This window comes from Helicobacter cholecystus, assembly GCF_003364215.1.
In the GTDB taxonomy this organism is placed as follows: Bacteria; Campylobacterota; Campylobacteria; order Campylobacterales; family Helicobacteraceae; genus Helicobacter_G; species Helicobacter_G cholecystus.
Genome location: NZ_NXLU01000002.1, coordinates 186,068 through 201,343 on the forward strand (window position 1 = coordinate 186,068; position 15,276 = coordinate 201,343).

14 protein-coding genes and 3 tRNA genes are annotated in these 15,276 nt (G+C 33.9%); 8 read left to right on the forward strand and 9 right to left on the reverse strand.

Annotated features, from left to right (window positions below; all coding sequences use genetic code 11):
- Window positions 1-21 precede the first annotated feature (21 nt).
- From CQA62_RS06880 to CQA62_RS02695, 3 genes are all read left to right on the forward strand, one after another.
- Window positions 22-119: transfer RNA gene (locus CQA62_RS06880), tRNA-Sec, on the forward strand.
- A 64-nt stretch (window positions 120-183) separates the two neighbouring features.
- Window positions 184-258: transfer RNA gene (locus CQA62_RS02690), tRNA-Gln, on the forward strand.
- A gap of 28 nt (window positions 259-286) precedes the next feature.
- Window positions 287-363 (forward strand) — tRNA-Met (locus tag CQA62_RS02695).
- A gap of 184 nt (window positions 364-547) precedes the next feature.
- Here the strand turns inward: CQA62_RS02695 and CQA62_RS02700 are convergent.
- The 5 genes from CQA62_RS02700 to ccoG form a co-directional block, all read right to left on the reverse strand.
- A complete protein-coding gene (locus CQA62_RS02700) occupies window positions 548-2,152 on the reverse strand; it encodes a phytoene desaturase family protein (RefSeq protein ID WP_104724464.1) in 1,605 nt (534 codons plus the stop codon).
- Between the two features lie 73 nt (window positions 2,153-2,225).
- Window positions 2,226-2,786, reverse strand: coding sequence for an acyltransferase (locus CQA62_RS02705; RefSeq protein ID WP_104724462.1), 561 nt, complete (start codon window positions 2,784-2,786; stop codon window positions 2,226-2,228).
- Window positions 2,783-3,730 carry a Gfo/Idh/MocA family oxidoreductase gene (locus CQA62_RS02710; RefSeq protein WP_104724460.1) on the reverse strand — a complete coding sequence of 316 codons (948 nt, stop codon included), beginning with the start codon at window positions 3,728-3,730 and terminating at the stop codon, window positions 2,783-2,785. The genes CQA62_RS02705 and CQA62_RS02710 overlap by 4 nt, the downstream gene beginning before the upstream one ends.
- A complete protein-coding gene (locus tag CQA62_RS02715) occupies window positions 3,727-4,569 on the reverse strand; it encodes a DNA ligase (protein WP_104724458.1) in 843 nt (280 codons plus the stop codon). Before CQA62_RS02715 ends, CQA62_RS02710 begins: the two co-directional genes overlap by 4 nt.
- Window positions 4,570-4,578: 9 nt before the next feature.
- Window positions 4,579-5,913 (reverse strand): cytochrome c oxidase accessory protein CcoG, encoded by a 1,335-nt coding sequence (gene ccoG, locus CQA62_RS02720; RefSeq protein WP_158653683.1) that lies wholly within the window; start codon window positions 5,911-5,913, stop codon window positions 4,579-4,581.
- A 75-nt stretch (window positions 5,914-5,988) separates the two neighbouring features.
- Between ccoG and CQA62_RS02725 the strand changes: the two genes are divergently transcribed.
- The 4 genes from CQA62_RS02725 (at window position 5,989) to CQA62_RS02740 (ending at window position 9,724) form a co-directional block, all read left to right on the forward strand.
- Window positions 5,989-7,032 carry an autotransporter outer membrane beta-barrel domain-containing protein gene (locus CQA62_RS02725; RefSeq protein WP_158653682.1) on the forward strand — a complete coding sequence of 348 codons (1,044 nt, stop codon included), beginning with the start codon at window positions 5,989-5,991 and terminating at the stop codon, window positions 7,030-7,032.
- The gene (locus tag CQA62_RS02730) at window positions 7,029-7,979 is read left to right on the forward strand and encodes an autotransporter outer membrane beta-barrel domain-containing protein (RefSeq protein WP_104724452.1); all 951 of its coding nucleotides are present in this window, start codon (window positions 7,029-7,031) and stop codon (window positions 7,977-7,979) included. Before CQA62_RS02725 ends, CQA62_RS02730 begins: the two co-directional genes overlap by 4 nt.
- A 7-nt stretch (window positions 7,980-7,986) precedes the next feature.
- On the forward strand, window positions 7,987-8,808 hold the full coding sequence (locus CQA62_RS02735) for a helix-turn-helix domain-containing protein (protein WP_104724450.1): 822 nt from the start codon (window positions 7,987-7,989) through the stop codon (window positions 8,806-8,808).
- An 82-nt stretch (window positions 8,809-8,890) separates the two neighbouring features.
- Complete coding sequence (locus CQA62_RS02740; RefSeq protein ID WP_104724448.1) at window positions 8,891-9,724, forward strand: YncE family protein; 834 nt, start codon at window positions 8,891-8,893, stop codon at window positions 9,722-9,724.
- A gap of 34 nt (window positions 9,725-9,758) precedes the next feature.
- On the opposite strand, the gene CQA62_RS02745 is transcribed toward CQA62_RS02740, so the two are convergent.
- Window positions 9,759-10,733 (reverse strand): transaldolase, encoded by a 975-nt coding sequence (locus CQA62_RS02745; RefSeq protein ID WP_104724446.1) that lies wholly within the window; start codon window positions 10,731-10,733, stop codon window positions 9,759-9,761.
- Window positions 10,734-10,773: 40 nt separating this feature from the next.
- Here CQA62_RS02745 and CQA62_RS02750 point away from each other — a divergent pair, with 40 nt between their 5' ends.
- The gene (locus tag CQA62_RS02750) at window positions 10,774-11,439 is read left to right on the forward strand and encodes a hypothetical protein (RefSeq protein ID WP_104724444.1); all 666 of its coding nucleotides are present in this window, start codon (window positions 10,774-10,776) and stop codon (window positions 11,437-11,439) included.
- Here CQA62_RS02750 and ligA read toward each other — a convergent pair.
- The 3 genes from ligA to waaF form a co-directional block, all read right to left on the reverse strand.
- A complete protein-coding gene (gene ligA / locus CQA62_RS02755) occupies window positions 11,420-13,369 on the reverse strand; it encodes an NAD-dependent DNA ligase LigA (RefSeq protein WP_408609841.1) in 1,950 nt (649 codons plus the stop codon). The two genes, CQA62_RS02750 and ligA, sit on opposite strands and share 20 nt — an antisense overlap.
- Entirely contained in the window at window positions 13,338-14,156 is an 819-nt protein-coding gene (locus tag CQA62_RS02760) for a ferritin-like domain-containing protein (protein ID WP_104724440.1), read from the reverse strand. Before CQA62_RS02760 ends, ligA begins: the two co-directional genes overlap by 32 nt.
- A 94-nt stretch (window positions 14,157-14,250) precedes the next feature.
- Complete coding sequence (gene waaF / locus CQA62_RS02765; protein ID WP_232006789.1) at window positions 14,251-15,237, reverse strand: lipopolysaccharide heptosyltransferase II; 987 nt, start codon at window positions 15,235-15,237, stop codon at window positions 14,251-14,253.
- Window positions 15,238-15,276: the final 39 nt, after the last annotated feature.

Genomic DNA, 15,276 nt, shown 5'->3' on the forward strand with positions numbered 1-15,276 from the left:
AATTTTAACTCAATTTTATTTGGAGGGTAAGCGATTCTGGTGTTCGCCTTGGGCTTCAAACCCATAGAGTGATTAGGTGTCTAATTGCTGGGGAGTTCGATTCTCTCACCTTCTCGCCAAATATGATTTTTTTCTCTTGACAAGAGAAAAAAAACTGATTATAATCACAACTCTTATTTTTATTGGGGTATCGCCAAGCGGTAAGGCAGCTGGTTTTGGTCCAGCCATTCAGAGGTTCGAATCCTTTTACCCCAGCCAACTTCTGTGAAAACTTTCATTGATTTATCGCGGGATAGAGCAGTCCGGTAGCTCGTTGGGCTCATAACCCAAAGGTCGGTGGTTCAAATCCGCCTCCCGCAACCAATCTTTTGATATTTCCTTCTCTTTATAATCTGACAATCATTTAAGATTTATAGTTTTTTATACTTGTTTATTAAAAATAATTTTACATGCAATAATTGTTGAGATAAATATAAGTCTTGCATGCACTTTATATTAAGAAAAGTGCATATTGCAAGATTGGAAAATGAATAAACAATGAAAATTGTTATACAAGAGCTTTGATCATCAATTGTATCGCTTGGCTTAGAATCACTCCAAAGAGTATAGAGAAGAGAAATTTTCTTGGTAGGGCATAGGGATCAAGAATTTTTCGTCCTGTACGATAACCTGACATTATTGCTCCTGTAAAACCACCCCCAGGATTACAGAATGCAGAGGCAAAATAGAGGTTTTTAATACTATAGCTTTTCCATCGCTCACGACCAAAGAAGGTTTCTCTGTTTTGGTCATAACCATAAGGAGTTCCTTTGCGTGTTTTGATGTATCTCTCTATTGTTTTTGGTGTGGCAAGCTCTGAGTGAATGCAGTGTGTCATAATTTCAGGAAAAGCCTCTTGGAGTCTATCTTCAAGAATTTTTTTAACCTCTTCTTTTTTTGCTTTATATGCTTCTTTGCTAAGTCCATCCCAATCTTCATATTTTCCAAATGTTGTAATTACTCCAAGGTATCTATTTTCTTGCTTACTTAATCCACTATCGATTTTGGAGTAATTGACAAATACAAAGTCAATTTCCTCATAACTTGTGTTATAGCAATCTGTATATTTAAAATCTTTATTGAAATTCTTTGGATTTACAATAAAGGTACTGTAATCCATATTGGGGTAAAGTTCACTGAGATTTTTATCAAAAACCATATAGACAGAAATGAGTGAAGTGGTGATTTCAAAATCTTTTGTAAGATTTGTATCCTTACTGTAATCTCTCTCTTGTGGTAAGAGTTTGTTGTATACGAGGGCTGGATCGCAGTTTGCCACGATACTCTTTGCATAAACTTCTACACTCTTTTTGCTTTTTTTATCAAAATATCTTACACCTATTGCTTTATTGCCATCAAGTAAAATGTCTGTAACATCAGCCTTGCTTCTCACTTCACCGCCATGATCGACAATAATACTTGCAATTCCATCACTAAGGGCTTGAGATCCACCTTTTACATATGTTCCTTGTATATAGTAATTATTTTGAGCAATTGCATGATAACTCCAAATAAATTTGTAAGCATCGTGGTGATAATAAACAATATTAATATTGAGTATTCTTTTAAGATCGGAATCTTTAATGCATTTATCAAGAATTGTCCCAACAGTTCTATTGGTCAAGAAATTATAGATAAAATAAGGAATTGTTGTAATGGGTGCGAGAAAGAATTCAAAAAATCCCATATCAAAAGGAAATTTATAAGCTTTTCTTGCTTGAAGTCTAATTTTTTTAAAATATTCGTCAATCCCCTTGGCTTCATGAGGAAACATTTCTTTAAGAGCTTGGGCTGTATTACTGTGGGGGATTAAATAATCTTTATTGCCAATTTTGATTGTCCAAGCACTTGGGAGTTTAATAAACTCGACTTTTTCCCACAATCCAATGAAATCAAAGATCCTGTATTTTTGATCAACACGTCTATTTCCAAAGTCTAGTTCATGCAATCCTGCATCAACAAGCATTCCTTTTCTTTCAAAGCAAGTTGAGCATCCGCCAATAAGACTGTGTTGTTCAAGAACAAGAACTTTTTTCCCTTTTTTACTTAGAGTGGCTCCACAAGTTAAGCCTCCAAGTCCAGAACCAATGATAATAGCATCATAATAAGACATATCTTTTCCTTCTGTTGAAAATCATATAAGATAAACTTAAAGAAAAATTATATCACCTAAAAAGTTTATTAATTTACTTTTTTTGAAGATTGTCTAATAAATAAGATGTTCCATCATAGCTATCAATTGCTACTCCATCAATAAATTTCATTCTTATTCCAGCCTTATCCACCCAATCTATAATTCTTGCAGGATTTCCTACTGCTAATGCATAAGGGGGAATATTTTTAGTTACTACACTTCCAGCCCCAATAAGAGCATACTCTCCAATTTCCACTCCACATACAATTGTTGCATTTGCCCCAATGGAACAACCTTTTTTCAGGAGTGTTTGCCTGTAACTATCTTTTCTTGAAATAAAGCTTCTAGGATTAAGAACATTTGTAAAAACTACACTTGGACCAATAAAAACATCATCCTCACAGCTTACACCCTCATAAATACTGACATTATTTTGAATTCTGACATTATTGCCTATTTTGACATTAGGACCTATGACGCAGTTTTGACCAATATTGCAATTTTCTCCAAGGAAGCTTGAATGTAAAATATGACAAAAATGCCAAATTTTACTTCCATTCCCGATGTGAACATTTTCATCGAGAATGCAACTAGAATGGATAAAAAAATTCATTGGAAAAATGGGTGTGTTGTGTGAGAATCTCTTTGAGAGAGTGGAGCGTGTCTAAGGGCATAAACAAGTTCAATAGAAGGCTGAGCCTCAATTGCACTAAAGCCTCCACCATTTAAAATATCCTCATAACTCAGGGTATGTAAATCTGTAAAACCTTCACTAAACTCAAACTCTTCTTGATTAATTTTTAGACTTCTATATGTGGGTTTTCTTAATTCTTGAATTTTTTGGGGAAGGGTTGTTGCATCAACACTTAAAAACCACCTTACTTTTGCATGCTCTAATTCAAGATAGCCAACCATTGTTTTTTCACTCTCAAAATAAAGCTCACTTCTTTTGACCTTTCCAAAAATCCAAAGTAGCATATCAAAGAAATGGATTCCAATATTGCTTGCAATTCCGCCACTTTTACTTTTATCCCCTTTCCAGCTTGTGAAATACCAATTCCCTCTGCTTGTAATATAACTTAAATCAATTTCATAAACACAGTGAGGGTTTTGCTTGAGATTTTGTTCTACATTTTCTTTTAAAGCAATAATTTTGGGATGAAGTCTGAGTTGGAGAATATTATAAACTTTTTTTCCACTTTCCTTCTCAAGCTCAAGCAATGCTTCAAGATTCCAAGGATTAAGAACAAGGGGTTTTTCACAAATTGCATCAGAGCCATTCTTGAGTGCATAGCGAATATGTGAATCGTGTAAATAGTTTGGGGAACAAATGCTAAAAAACTCAATTCCTTTACCCTGTCTATGAAGTTTGTCAATATGGCGATCAAAACGCTCAAATTCTGTAAAAAAATGAGTATGCGGAAAGAAGCTATCCATGATACCCACACTATCATGTTTATCAATTGCACACAATACATTTCCACCACAATCCTTAATTGCTTTAAGATGGCGTGGAGCAACATAGCCTCCTACACCAATCACTGCAAATCTTTTCATTTTTCCTCCTTTGTATTTAAGCTTTCATCGCTACGAATTCTAAGAAAAACAGGAAATTTTGGCTTATTATTTTTGTGTAGACCAAAATATTTGTATGTGATAATTGTGCCAATTTTTGGAGGATTTTTTCTAAATTCATCGCTCATTCCACTTCCAATTTTAAATTTAGTTTTTTCATCTATACATTCAAAGGCTCCAACTTGATTTTTGTATTTCCCCCTACCTTGAATATAGGCTGTAATTTTGCATTCTCTATCTTGGTAGGGTTTAAATTTCATCGCATCTTTATTTCTACCTGTGTAATAGGGAGCAAACTTATTTCTTACCACCAATCCTTCTGCACCCTCTTTATGGATTGTTTGCAATACTTCTTTGAGTGCTTGAAGAGTTGTGACTTGAAATTGAGGAATAATTTGAATAAAGGGGGCAGGGTGAGTGTTAAGATAGGCTTGTAAAAAGTCTAATCTTTCTAGAATACCCCCTTTTTGATTGGGGACTTCAAAAATATAAAATTTTAATTCATGCCACTTTTGTGGATTGCTTTTAGATTTAATGATAGAGACAATATTTTCAAAATCCCCTCTCTTACTCCATAACTCTCCCTCTATAGCAAAAGGAGGAAAATTTTGTGTAAAAAAGTTTGGAGCAATAAGTTTCCTATCCCCCTTAGTGTATAAATGTTTTCCATCCCAATATGCCCTTACTCCATCGAGTTTTTCACTATAGACATATAAATGAGGATTATTTTGAATACTTTGGGGATCAAATTGTTGTAAAAGCCATAATTCTCTGCCAAAAAGAGAGAGAAAAAATAAAGAGAGGAGGAAAATAGCTCTCATTATTTTTCTTTATTGGTGGGGATAGATAAAAACACTTTCTTTTGTAATAGAAAGCGAAGGCTGCTCTTTAGAATAAAGTTTGAGTTTGAAAGGAATAGATTTGTCTTGATTTTTAATTTCCATTTTTCCTTGATAAGAGAGGATAAGCACCACCCTTCTTTTTTCTTTTCCATCCACATAAACTGCTTTTGAGGGACGAATGATTTTAAGGTTTTTGGCATCTTGAATTTCTAAGATTAAGTTTTGAGGATCTTGTGTTGTATTCTCCATCAAGAGAATATACTCATTTGTTATATTCCCATCTTGATGGATTGTGTAAAGTGAACTTGTGCGTGTGATATTAAGCAAGATATCATCTCTCTTTCCACCCATAAAAATTGCTAATGCGATACAAATAAAAATAATCAGCATATAACCAATTGTTTTGGGTCTAAAATAATGCACTTTTGAATTTGTGTCAATGGCTTGAGTGCTTGTCCATTCAATAAGTGAAGGGAGATTTTTTTGTGCCATTACTTTTGAGCATGCATCAGAACACTCAAGACAGTTGATGCATTCAAGTTGCATTCCTGCTCGAATATCAATATGTGTTGGGCAAACCTTAACGCATTTTTGACACTCTATACATTCTCCTTGTGGATCCCTAAATCTTAGTGCTTGAGAGAATTTTTCTCCATTTTCTTGATAGATTGCCCCACCGCGTTTTTGATTATAGATTACAGTTTGTGTATCATCATCATAAAGTACGCTTTGAACACGGCAATACGGACAGATATAGATACAAAAATTTTCTTTAAGCCAAACAATATCAAGAGTAAAGAAGGTTCCAATACTTAGCCAAAAGCCAAGCAATATCAAATGATCTTGAGGATTGGCTAGATAGTTAAAAAAATCATAGGGAGGAACAAAATAAAAAAGTAAAACAGCACTTGCACTGAAAGTAAAAAGTGAAATGATAAGAATAGAGAGAAGTTTTTTTATTTTTGCTCCAAAGGTACTAAGATTAGTTGATTTTTGGCGATTAGCAATATTAGTGAGCCCAAATATTGCCCCCTCAATTAAATCTCGATAAATAACTCTAAAAATAGTTTGTGGACAAGCCCACCCACACCATAGTCTCCCCATAAGAGTTGTGGCAAAAAAGACTCCAACAAAAAGCAAAATAACCAAAAAAGGAAGAACATAGAGTTCTTGCATATTAAAGACCATTCCTAAAAGGTGGAATTGTTTCTTATCAAATGAGAGAAGGAAAATTTGCCCATTATTAATTTGAATAAAAGGAAGTGCCACAACAAAAACTGTAATAACACAATAAGTAATATAGCGTTTCAAACGATAGCTCATAGTCATTCCTTGGAATAAAATTGGTTAGAATTATATAACTTAATGCAAAATCCAAAGAGTTACAAAGGAAGCAATTTGAAAAAAAGACTGATGTGTTTGTTGTTTTTTTCCCTCTTTGCTTATGGACAAACTCATCAAGATACTTACTCCATAATGACAACTCTTTTGCGTTCAAATTATTTAATTTTTAAGACTCATACCCTCACGACTTTTTCTAGACTGGGTGAACTTAGAGATCAAGAATTAGATAATACAGTATGGATAAGTGAGAATTTTGGATTTTTAAGATTACAAGAGGGTAATGGTAATAATCAAAATATACAAAGTTATAATAATTTACTTTTAGGACTTGACACTTCAATTGCTATAAGAAAATCAAGATTTTTCGTTGGAGGCTATTTGGATATCATTACAGATGATAGTCAAAGCAATGGAGTTGATGGAAGTTTGCAAAGCTATGGTTTGGGTGCTTATCTTGGCTATATGAATGCGTATCGATTCTATTTAAATTTAAATATGCAATATTATTATCTTGCCTCTGATTATCGTTTATGGGGGGAAAAAGTCGATAAGATGGATACACATAATTTTTATTTGGGTGTAGAAGTAGGACAGAGATTTGCTTTGACTTATTCTTTTGATCCAGGGTATTTCTTTTGGGAGCCAAGTTTAAGTATGCATACAGGATATTTGCCAAGAAGCACAAACTCTTTCCCTAATGGTTTATATGGAAGAATTGCACATCTTGTGCCTTTTGCTCTTGATGCACGTGTAGCTTTTGGAAGGGAGTTTAATAGTATTTATCGAGGAGATATTAAGGGAGGGATTAGCCTAGGATATGACAACCGTTTGGGTGGAGATATTTTGATCAATGACTTTGGAGAGTTGATTGAGAGAAATAATAAAAGTGATTGGAGGATAGGATTATTTTTGGAATCTGATTTTATCCTCAATCAGTATTTAAGATTCTTTTTTAGAAGTGAAAGCACATTTTTAGGTGATTTTAATGTGACTTATCAAGCAAGTTTGGGAATAAGATTTTACTTTGGCAAGATTGCCACTAGCTCTCTTAAAGTAAAGTCCAATAATACTTATTGGCAAAATGAAGGCTTGCAGTGAGGAAGGTTCTTTTCTTTCTAGCCTTTAGTTCTTTGCTTATTGCAGATTCTCCTTTATTTATGCAAACACATTTTGTAAGCTTAGAACAAAGCTTACAAAGAAGACATCTTGAACAATTGCATTATCCTTCTCTTGGCTCTTGGAGAACTTGGGGGATTGTGCACACTAGGATTAAACAAACATTTATTGGGCAAAAAAATGATTTTATAGAGATGATGCCCCAAATTGGTGTGGATAAAGAATTCTCAATGCTTCACTCCAAGGTTTTTTTGGGTATGGATGTGAATTCTGATATTGTAACTTTGACACATCCTCAAGGTACAATTACTGGGAAGTCTTATGGATTGGGTGGGTATTTATTATGGAAGTGGGATAATGAGATTTTTACATCTTTCTCTATAAAATTTGCCCATTTCTTTGAGGAATATCAAACACAATTCTTTAATAATGCTCTTGTTTTATTTGATTTTGGTGTGGGGAAGAGATTTTTTCTACCTAATGAATATTTTTTACAACCTGAATTAAATTTTGGGACAGGGATATTGCTTGATAGTGAGCTAAGTGTAAATGGAGTCAATGAAGTGATGAAACCTTGGGCTCCTTTTAGTTTTCTTGGAAGCTTGGGTATAGGTAAAATGCTTGGAAAACATCAAGTGCAAACTAAGATTAAAATGCTTTATGATGTTGGAGCTGGAGGAGAACTTATGGTGAATGGAATTTCTACTCTTGCCACACCCAAACAAAAGTTTGATATGTTTTTAGGCATTGACTATAATGCTGAGTTTCTAGAGGGAAGCACTTTTTATGTTTATGCTGATTTTAGTGCATTAAATTTAGATATTGCACTGGGTGTAGGATTTAAATTTGAATTTGGTATTAAAGAAAGTGATTTACTTAAGTTCCCCTCACGTTCACTGAAGAAGCTTCCAAATACAAAGATTAAATAGGAAAAATATGTCTCTGATTGTTCCTCAAGAGCTGTATTCTCATAAAATTTTCACTTCTCCTTCAATGACGATGATTGATTTTGTGCAAAAAGGAAATATTTTTAATCGCTCTGTATATTTTCAAAAAGATTGTTTGATTTTTGTCAAAGAGGGGGAAAAAGAAATGAGAGATTTGCACCAAAGCTTTCAAGTTAAAAAATATCAAGCTCTTTTTGTTTCGATGGGAAGCTATGCTTTTAGTAATATTAGTAGAAACAATCTTTATCATTCCGTGCTTTTTTTCTTTAATAAGAATCCCCTTGTCCAATTTGCTCAAAAGCATTGTATGACTAAAAATAGGGATACTGGAAATTTCTGCCTTTTTAGAGAAAGTGAGAGAATAGAGAATTTTGTTAGGGGAATAGAATTATGGGGAGAATTGGGTGAGGAGATTATGGAGCTTAAAGCCCAAGAGCTTTTATTACTTTTACTTAAAGAAAACAAAGTAGGTTTTCTTCCTTTTCTTTATAAAATTTTTAATAGAAAAAATACTCTTATAGAAGATTTAGAGGTTAAAGATTTTTTGCAAGTAAAAGATATGGCAAGAGAGGTAAAGCTAGAAACTAGTATTTTTAGTAAAAAATTTAAAGAGGAAAGTGGAATTTCTCCCAAGGAGTGGATTGACAAAAAACGTCTTTCTAAAGCCAGATTTATGTTGCAATTTGAGGGAAAGAATATTCAAGAAGTCGCATATGAACTTGATTTTGGATCCCCTTCCTGGTTTATAAAAAGATTTAAAGACTATTATGGAATGACTCCAAAGCAATTTCAAAAAATATCAAAAAACTAGTATTTTTTATCATAAAGCTTTTATTTTTCTATACAGTTCTTTTTTACAATCCCTTTGCAAATTTTTTACAAAGGAAAAAACAATGAAAAGAATAATTTTAGGTATTTCTCTCTCACTTTCGCTTTCCCTTGCTTGGAATATGCAAGAAATTTCAGGATTCCAATCTCCAGAGAGCATTTATGCAACAAAAGATTATATTTTTGTAAGCAATCTTGGAAAGGAAGTTAAACCTCTTGATAAAGATGGAGATGGTTTTATCCTTAAATTAGATTCTAAAGGAGAAGTGCTTAACAAAATTAGTAATCTTAATGCTCCAAAGGGAATGAGTATTGTTGGAGATATATTATATGTGAGTGATATTGATGAGATTAAGGGTTTTGATCTTAAAACCTTTAAACAAGTTTTTGCTCTTCCTGTCAAAAATGCAATCTTTTTAAATGATTTAGTTTCAGATGGAAAAAATCTTTATGTCAGTGATACGGGAAGTGGAATAATTTATTTTATTGATATTCAGAAAAAAAGTTACAGCAATTTCATTACTCTTGAAAGTGCAAAGTATGGTGGAGGACCCAATGGTTTATTTCTTAAAAAAGGAGATCTTTGGGTTGTTACTTATGATCCTAATGGAAAAATGCAGGGTGTAGTTTTAAAAATCTCTCTTCAAGATAAAAAGCTTCAAATTTTCTCTAAGGTAAGGGGTTTGCTTGATGGAATTGCTGAGGATGAGAAGGGGAATATTCTTGTAAGTTCTTGGGGGGAAGATCTCAAAGGCTTGGTTTATCAAATTTCAGCAAAGCAAGAAGTTAAGGCCTTGCCACTTAGGGCAATTAAGGGGTGTGCAGATATTTTTTATGCCCAAAAAACACTTTGGATTCCAGCAATGTTGGAAAATAAGGTATTAAAAATTACAAAATAAAAGAAGGGAATCTCTTATCCCTTCTTTTATCACTTCACTTCTTTAGCACTTTTAATAAATCTGTGAAACTTTCTTTAAATGCTTGAAGTCCTTCTTCCAAGAGTGTGTCATAAATTTTTTGAAGATCGATATTTCCCAAAGAGTGAATAAAAGCATCAAAATCAATATTTGAATCTTTAAGTTCTGTATCTTGGTGTGCAAAATAAGCCTCAATAGTATCAAGGGGTGCAGTATTGATAGAATGTGGCAGAAGAAGAGAGTTGATATAATAGTTTGCAGGCAGACTATTACCTTTAACCCCTGTGCTTGCAAAGAGTGTGCGAGTTTGTTTATCATTAAAATTTTCAATAAGGTTGTAAATCATTTTTGCATTATTAATTCCTAACTGTGTTTGGAGGTTTTGCGGGAGTGAATGATCAATATAGCGATCAAGCCGTGAAACAAAGACACTGATCACACTTTTTGCAACTCCACCCCTATCTCTTGCTTTTTTAAAGGCTTCAAGACATTTTTGTGCCTGTATTGGAGAGAAAATTAAGGTTGCATTAATGCAAATATTTTGAGCCATAAGCTCTTCAATCACTTCATATCCAGCTTCTGTTGCAGGAACTTTAATCATCACATTGGGCTCATTGATACTTTGGAATAATCTCTTTCCTTCTGCAATACTTGCCTTAGCATCATTGCAATAAAGGGGATCAATCTCAATGCTAATATATCCGTCATCTTTATTCTTTTCCCATAGCCCTCTTAAAAGAGTAGCAGCAGTTTTAATATCCTCAATTGCTAAAGTTTCATAAATCTCTTTAGCACTTTTATTTTGCAAGGATTGAATTTGATGACGGTAAATAGGGGAATTTTTAAATGCAGAGGCAAAAATACTTGGATTGCTTGTTGCACCTAAAATTTTTTTCTCTGCAATAAGAGTTTTAAATTGCGTATTAAGAAAATCTCTTTCAATAAAATCACACCAAATACTAAAGCCGTGTTTGATTAAGTTTTCATTCATTACAATACTCCAAAATTTTTTTCTTAAGGATTATAACAAATTGATAGGAATTGAGTTTATTGCAAGTGATCATTTTCATGCAGACATTTATATACTCAGAGAGTTTAGAAATTATGTGGCTTATGACTTTATCATCTTGCCTGATAATCCTTTGGGTTGTGCCTCTCCTTCTTCACTTTTGTGTGCAAAAATGCTTCAAGATATTTTGCAAATTCCCTGTTATCCTTGCATAAGTGGGAGAGGGAAAAGTAGAGAGAATATACTCTCTTGGCTTAAAGGTGCAAAATATGCGGGAATAGAGGGAATTGCTTGTGTGAGTGGAGATGGTGAAGGGTGGGGGTGCAGTATTGAGGAAATTTTAAGTGAGGCAAGAGGATTTAAAGAGGTGATTACTACCTCTAAATCTTGGAGACACAAAAGATCTTTAGGTGCGACAAAAGCAATCCACCAGCCCTTTTTTCTTCATCCCTTTCCTCCCTTGCAAGAGGGGGTTATACCAAGTTTTATGCCTATTTTCTCTCATGCAACTTTCAATTCTTTGCAAGAAAAAAAACTTGACTTTTTTATTCCTAGTGCATATAAAAACTCCAATAATCTTATAAAAAGTAATCAAGAGCTTTGGCAAGAGTTTATTCAGAGAGATTTTTATCTCATTGTTTTAAATCTCAGAAAACAATTGCACTTTTTTAAGGAATTAATGCATTAAACTCTTCTTCACTTAAGCATTTAACTCCTAGTTCCTGCGCTTTATCTAGCTTGCTTCCCGCACTTTGACCAAAAATAACAAAATCTGTTTTTTTACTCACACTTGAAACTACTTTTGCTCCAAATGATTCTAAAAGAATCTTAATGCTTTCTCTATCTTGACTCAGAGTTCCTGTGAGCACAATGTTTTTACCCATAAAAATTGAATCTGAGTGAATATGTTTTTGAGGGCATTGAGGCTGTAGAATTGAGAGAAGGGTTTGGATTTGGTGGGCATTAACTCTTCTAAACTCATCAAAAGATCTTGCCATTTCTTCACCAAATCCCTCAAGAGCAATAATGTCTTCGTATTCTTTTTTAAAAGTATCTAGGGCAAAACTTTCTTGAAGTTTTTTACTTGCTCCCTCTCCAATATGCTCAATCCCTAAGGCATTAATAAATCTCCACAATTCAATTCCCCTACAATTCTCAATACTCTGAAGTGTATTTTTAACCTTTTTTTCTTTCCAACCTTCAAGCTTAAAGAGTTGCTCATAAGTGAGCGAGAAAATATCCTCAAGATTTTTAATCAGCTTTTGCTCATAGAGTTGTTGAATAATCTTTTCTCCTAGACCATCAATATTAAGAGCTTTTTTAGAAACAAAATGAATAAGAGATTCTATTTTTCTAGCTTCACAAGAGAGATTTTGGCATTTAATAAATTTTTCTTCAATTAAAAGCTCACTTTGACAAATTGGGCAGTAAGTAGGTTTGTTAATGATTTGCTCACTACCATCTCTTACTTCTTTAATGGGTTTTATGATTTTTGGAATCACATCTCCACTTCGAATAATAATGACTCTATCTCCTACTCTAATATCTTTTTTTTCTATTTCTGAAAAATTATGCAATGTTGCTCTTGAGATCATTGCACCTTCAATTTCTACTAACTCTAATTCAGCTACTGGGGTAATGACACCTGTTCTTCCTACTTGAAGCGTGATTGAAAGAATTTTTGAGCTTTTCTCAACTGCTGGAAACTTATAGGCGCAAGCAAAGCGAGGAGATTTGATTGTAAAGCCAAGCTTTTCTTGTAAGGGTATTTCATCCACTATCATCACCATTCCATCAAGCATCATAGGATACTCTTGACGACTTTGAAGGATGTGGGTATAAGCTTCTTGAACTTCTTTGGGGGTTTTACAATGTTGAATAAAAGGTGGGATAAAAAAGCCAAAGGAGAAAATTTCAGAGAGTAGGGAGTAAAAACTAGAGTGTGTAGAGTGATGTGCTCCCACACCCCAAGGCACAAAAATGAGATTACGTTTTGAGGTAATATGACTATTGAGTTGCCTTAAGCTACCAGCTGCAGCATTGCGTGGGTTTGCAAAGAGATTTTCGCCATTTTGCAATCTTTCTTGATTGATAATTTGAAAATTATCCTTTGTCATCAAAACCTCTCCACGGATTTCAATTTGATCTTGGTAGGGAATTTGCAATGGAATAGAGCGAATGGTTTTTGCATTTTGTGTCACAAGTTCACCCATTCTTCCATCTCCTCTAGTTGTAGCATTTTGGAGCAATCCATTATCATAAAGGAGATTGAGTGAGGCTCCATCAAATTTTGGAGAACAAGTAAAAGTAGCTTCAGGATTAAGCTTGTGAACCCGTTCAATCCATTCTTGAAGTTCATTTTCATTAAAAATATCATCTAAACTCCACATTCTTTGAAGATGTTGATTTTTTTCAAATTCATTAAGTGGAGTATCTCCTACTCTTTGTGTTGGAGAAGAGGGGGAGATGAGGTGAGGATGAGTAAGTTCAAATTCTTTAAGTTTATGATAGAGAAGATCGTATTCCTCATCAGTAGCAATGGGATTATCAAGGACATAATAGGCATAAGCCATAGTGTTGAGTTTTTCAATAACTTGGATGTAGTTCTGAGGCGTAATTTGCATTTTTGTCCTTTATTTGAGTTAAATCCTGTAGCTCTTCTTGTGTAAAACCACATTGTAATCTTGCTACGGTATTAAGAACTTGAGGAAGAGAATAGTTATAAAGTTTGAGTATTTCCTTAAATGAATGGGGATCTTTGCTGTATTTCCACCATTTATCCCCCTTGCTGACATGTGAAATTTCATCTTTTAAAATAATGCTAAGCTCATAAAGGATTTTTTCTTTGAGATGATGAGAGCTTAGGGAAACTTTTTGTGCAACAAAAGGATTGGCATCAAGCCCTCCAGCCTCCATTCCCCTATGCACTAATGCCATACGATGAGAAAATATTTGTGTTGCTTTCATTGCATTAAAAAGATTGTTATGCACAGGGAAGTCTCCATAATCATATCCACACGCATTAAGCAATGCTCTTAAAGCATTAAAGTGCTCAATCTCTTCTTTAGCAACATCAAGCCAATTATGATAATACTCTAAAGGAAGATTTCTAAAGCGGTAACTTGCATCAAGTGCTAAATCAATGGCACTGTATTCAATATGAGCAATGGAGTGAAGAAAACCCCCCATTGTAGAATCTGTGTTAATGGTTTTGCTTCGTGAAATTTTTGTAGGGTGAAGAACTTTGCAAAATGATTGATAGATTGGATCTGTAATGGGAGTGATAGTGTGATGATGATTAAGTGTGAGAGTATGTAAAGCATTATAGAGCTGATTAAATAGAGAAAATCTTTTTGCAATATCTGGAGTGTGTAAAATTTCCTCAAGACTTGAAAATAATTCCATTCTTTTCCTCAATCTTTAAGTTTTGAGCGATAAAGTAAGAGCGCAAAAATAAGAAACAAAAAAACAATACATTCTATCCATAAACTCTCCATCATTACGCCTTAATTTCATGCAGTAAATTTTTAATGCCACTGAGCACTTCATCAGGAGTAATAAGTTTCATGCATTGATGATGCTTAAGGGGACATTCTCTTTTTTTGCAAGGAGAACAAGAGAGATGTTTATTAAAAATAATTTGAGCAGATTGTGTATTAAAAGGAGAAGTTTCTGTGCAATCTGTTGGACCAAAGAGGGCAATAAGAGGAATGCAGAGTGCTGAGGCAATATGCATAGGGCCACTGTCATTGGTGAGAAATAAATCAAGTGATGCAATGCTGTCAATAAGCTCTGTAATACTTGTTTTTGCAGTAAGATTGTGAAAATTCTGTATAGATACAAGGTGGATAAGAGCATTTTGAATTCTTTGATTGCTTTGTATTTCCTCTTCTCCTCCATAAAGTAAAACTTCATAGCCTTCTTGTAATAAAGTCGCAATTACTTCAATAAAATAAGCTTCACACCATCTTTTTGCACTCCCATATTTTGCTCCAGCACTTATACCAATACGGATGAGTTTTCCTCGTTTTTGTGGATGGGCTATAAGTTGAAGATGGGGATGCTCTACATTAAGGGATAGAGCAGAGAGAAGATGGGTGTATTGAAGAACTTGATGAAGATGTTTTTGGGCAGGAAGGGGATGAGTGAGTAAAAAGCTTCTTATATTTGCTTGATAACCGATACGTATTTTTGATTTTGTCGCCCAAAGAAGCCAAGCTGAAGGAAAATTATTTTGTAAAGTTATAGCAATATCAAATTTTCCCAAGTTTCTTCCAAGTTTATAGAGATAAAAAAGACGATTCTTACTTTTTTTGCTTTCATCTAGGATTAAAGTGGCTTTCTCTCTTTGAAAGATGCCAAGACTTGCTTTTGAACCAATGAGCGTGAAATGAGCCTTGGGAAATTCTCTTTTGAGAGCATAATAAGTGGGTGTTGCCATTACTGCATCACCTAGCCAAGTTGGAAGCCGAAGTAGGATTTTCAAAATTAACCTTTGATTTTAGTTGTGTTTTTGCGATAATTT

Excerpts from the sequence above, each read along its gene's own strand:
- CQA62_RS02700 (WP_104724464.1), bottom strand. The coding sequence starts at position 2,152 with ATGTCTTATTATGATGCTATTATCATTGGTTCTGGACTTGGAGGCTTA.
- CQA62_RS02705 (WP_104724462.1), bottom strand. The coding sequence starts at position 2,786 with ATGAATTTTTTTATCCATTCTAGTTGCATTCTCGATGAAAATGTTCAC.
- CQA62_RS02710 (WP_104724460.1), bottom strand. The coding sequence starts at position 3,730 with ATGAAAAGATTTGCAGTGATTGGTGTAGGAGGCTATGTTGCTCCACGC.
- CQA62_RS02715 (WP_104724458.1), bottom strand. The coding sequence starts at position 4,569 with ATGAGAGCTATTTTCCTCCTCTCTTTATTTTTTCTCTCTCTTTTTGGC.
- ccoG (WP_158653683.1), bottom strand. The coding sequence starts at position 5,913 with ATGAGCTATCGTTTGAAACGCTATATTACTTATTGTGTTATTACAGTT.
- CQA62_RS02735 (WP_104724450.1), top strand. The coding sequence starts at position 7,987 with ATGTCTCTGATTGTTCCTCAAGAGCTGTATTCTCATAAAATTTTCACT.
- CQA62_RS02740 (WP_104724448.1), top strand. The coding sequence starts at position 8,891 with ATGAAAAGAATAATTTTAGGTATTTCTCTCTCACTTTCGCTTTCCCTT.
- CQA62_RS02745 (WP_104724446.1), bottom strand. The coding sequence starts at position 10,733 with ATGAATGAAAACTTAATCAAACACGGCTTTAGTATTTGGTGTGATTTT.
- CQA62_RS02760 (WP_104724440.1), bottom strand. The coding sequence starts at position 14,156 with ATGGAATTATTTTCAAGTCTTGAGGAAATTTTACACACTCCAGATATT.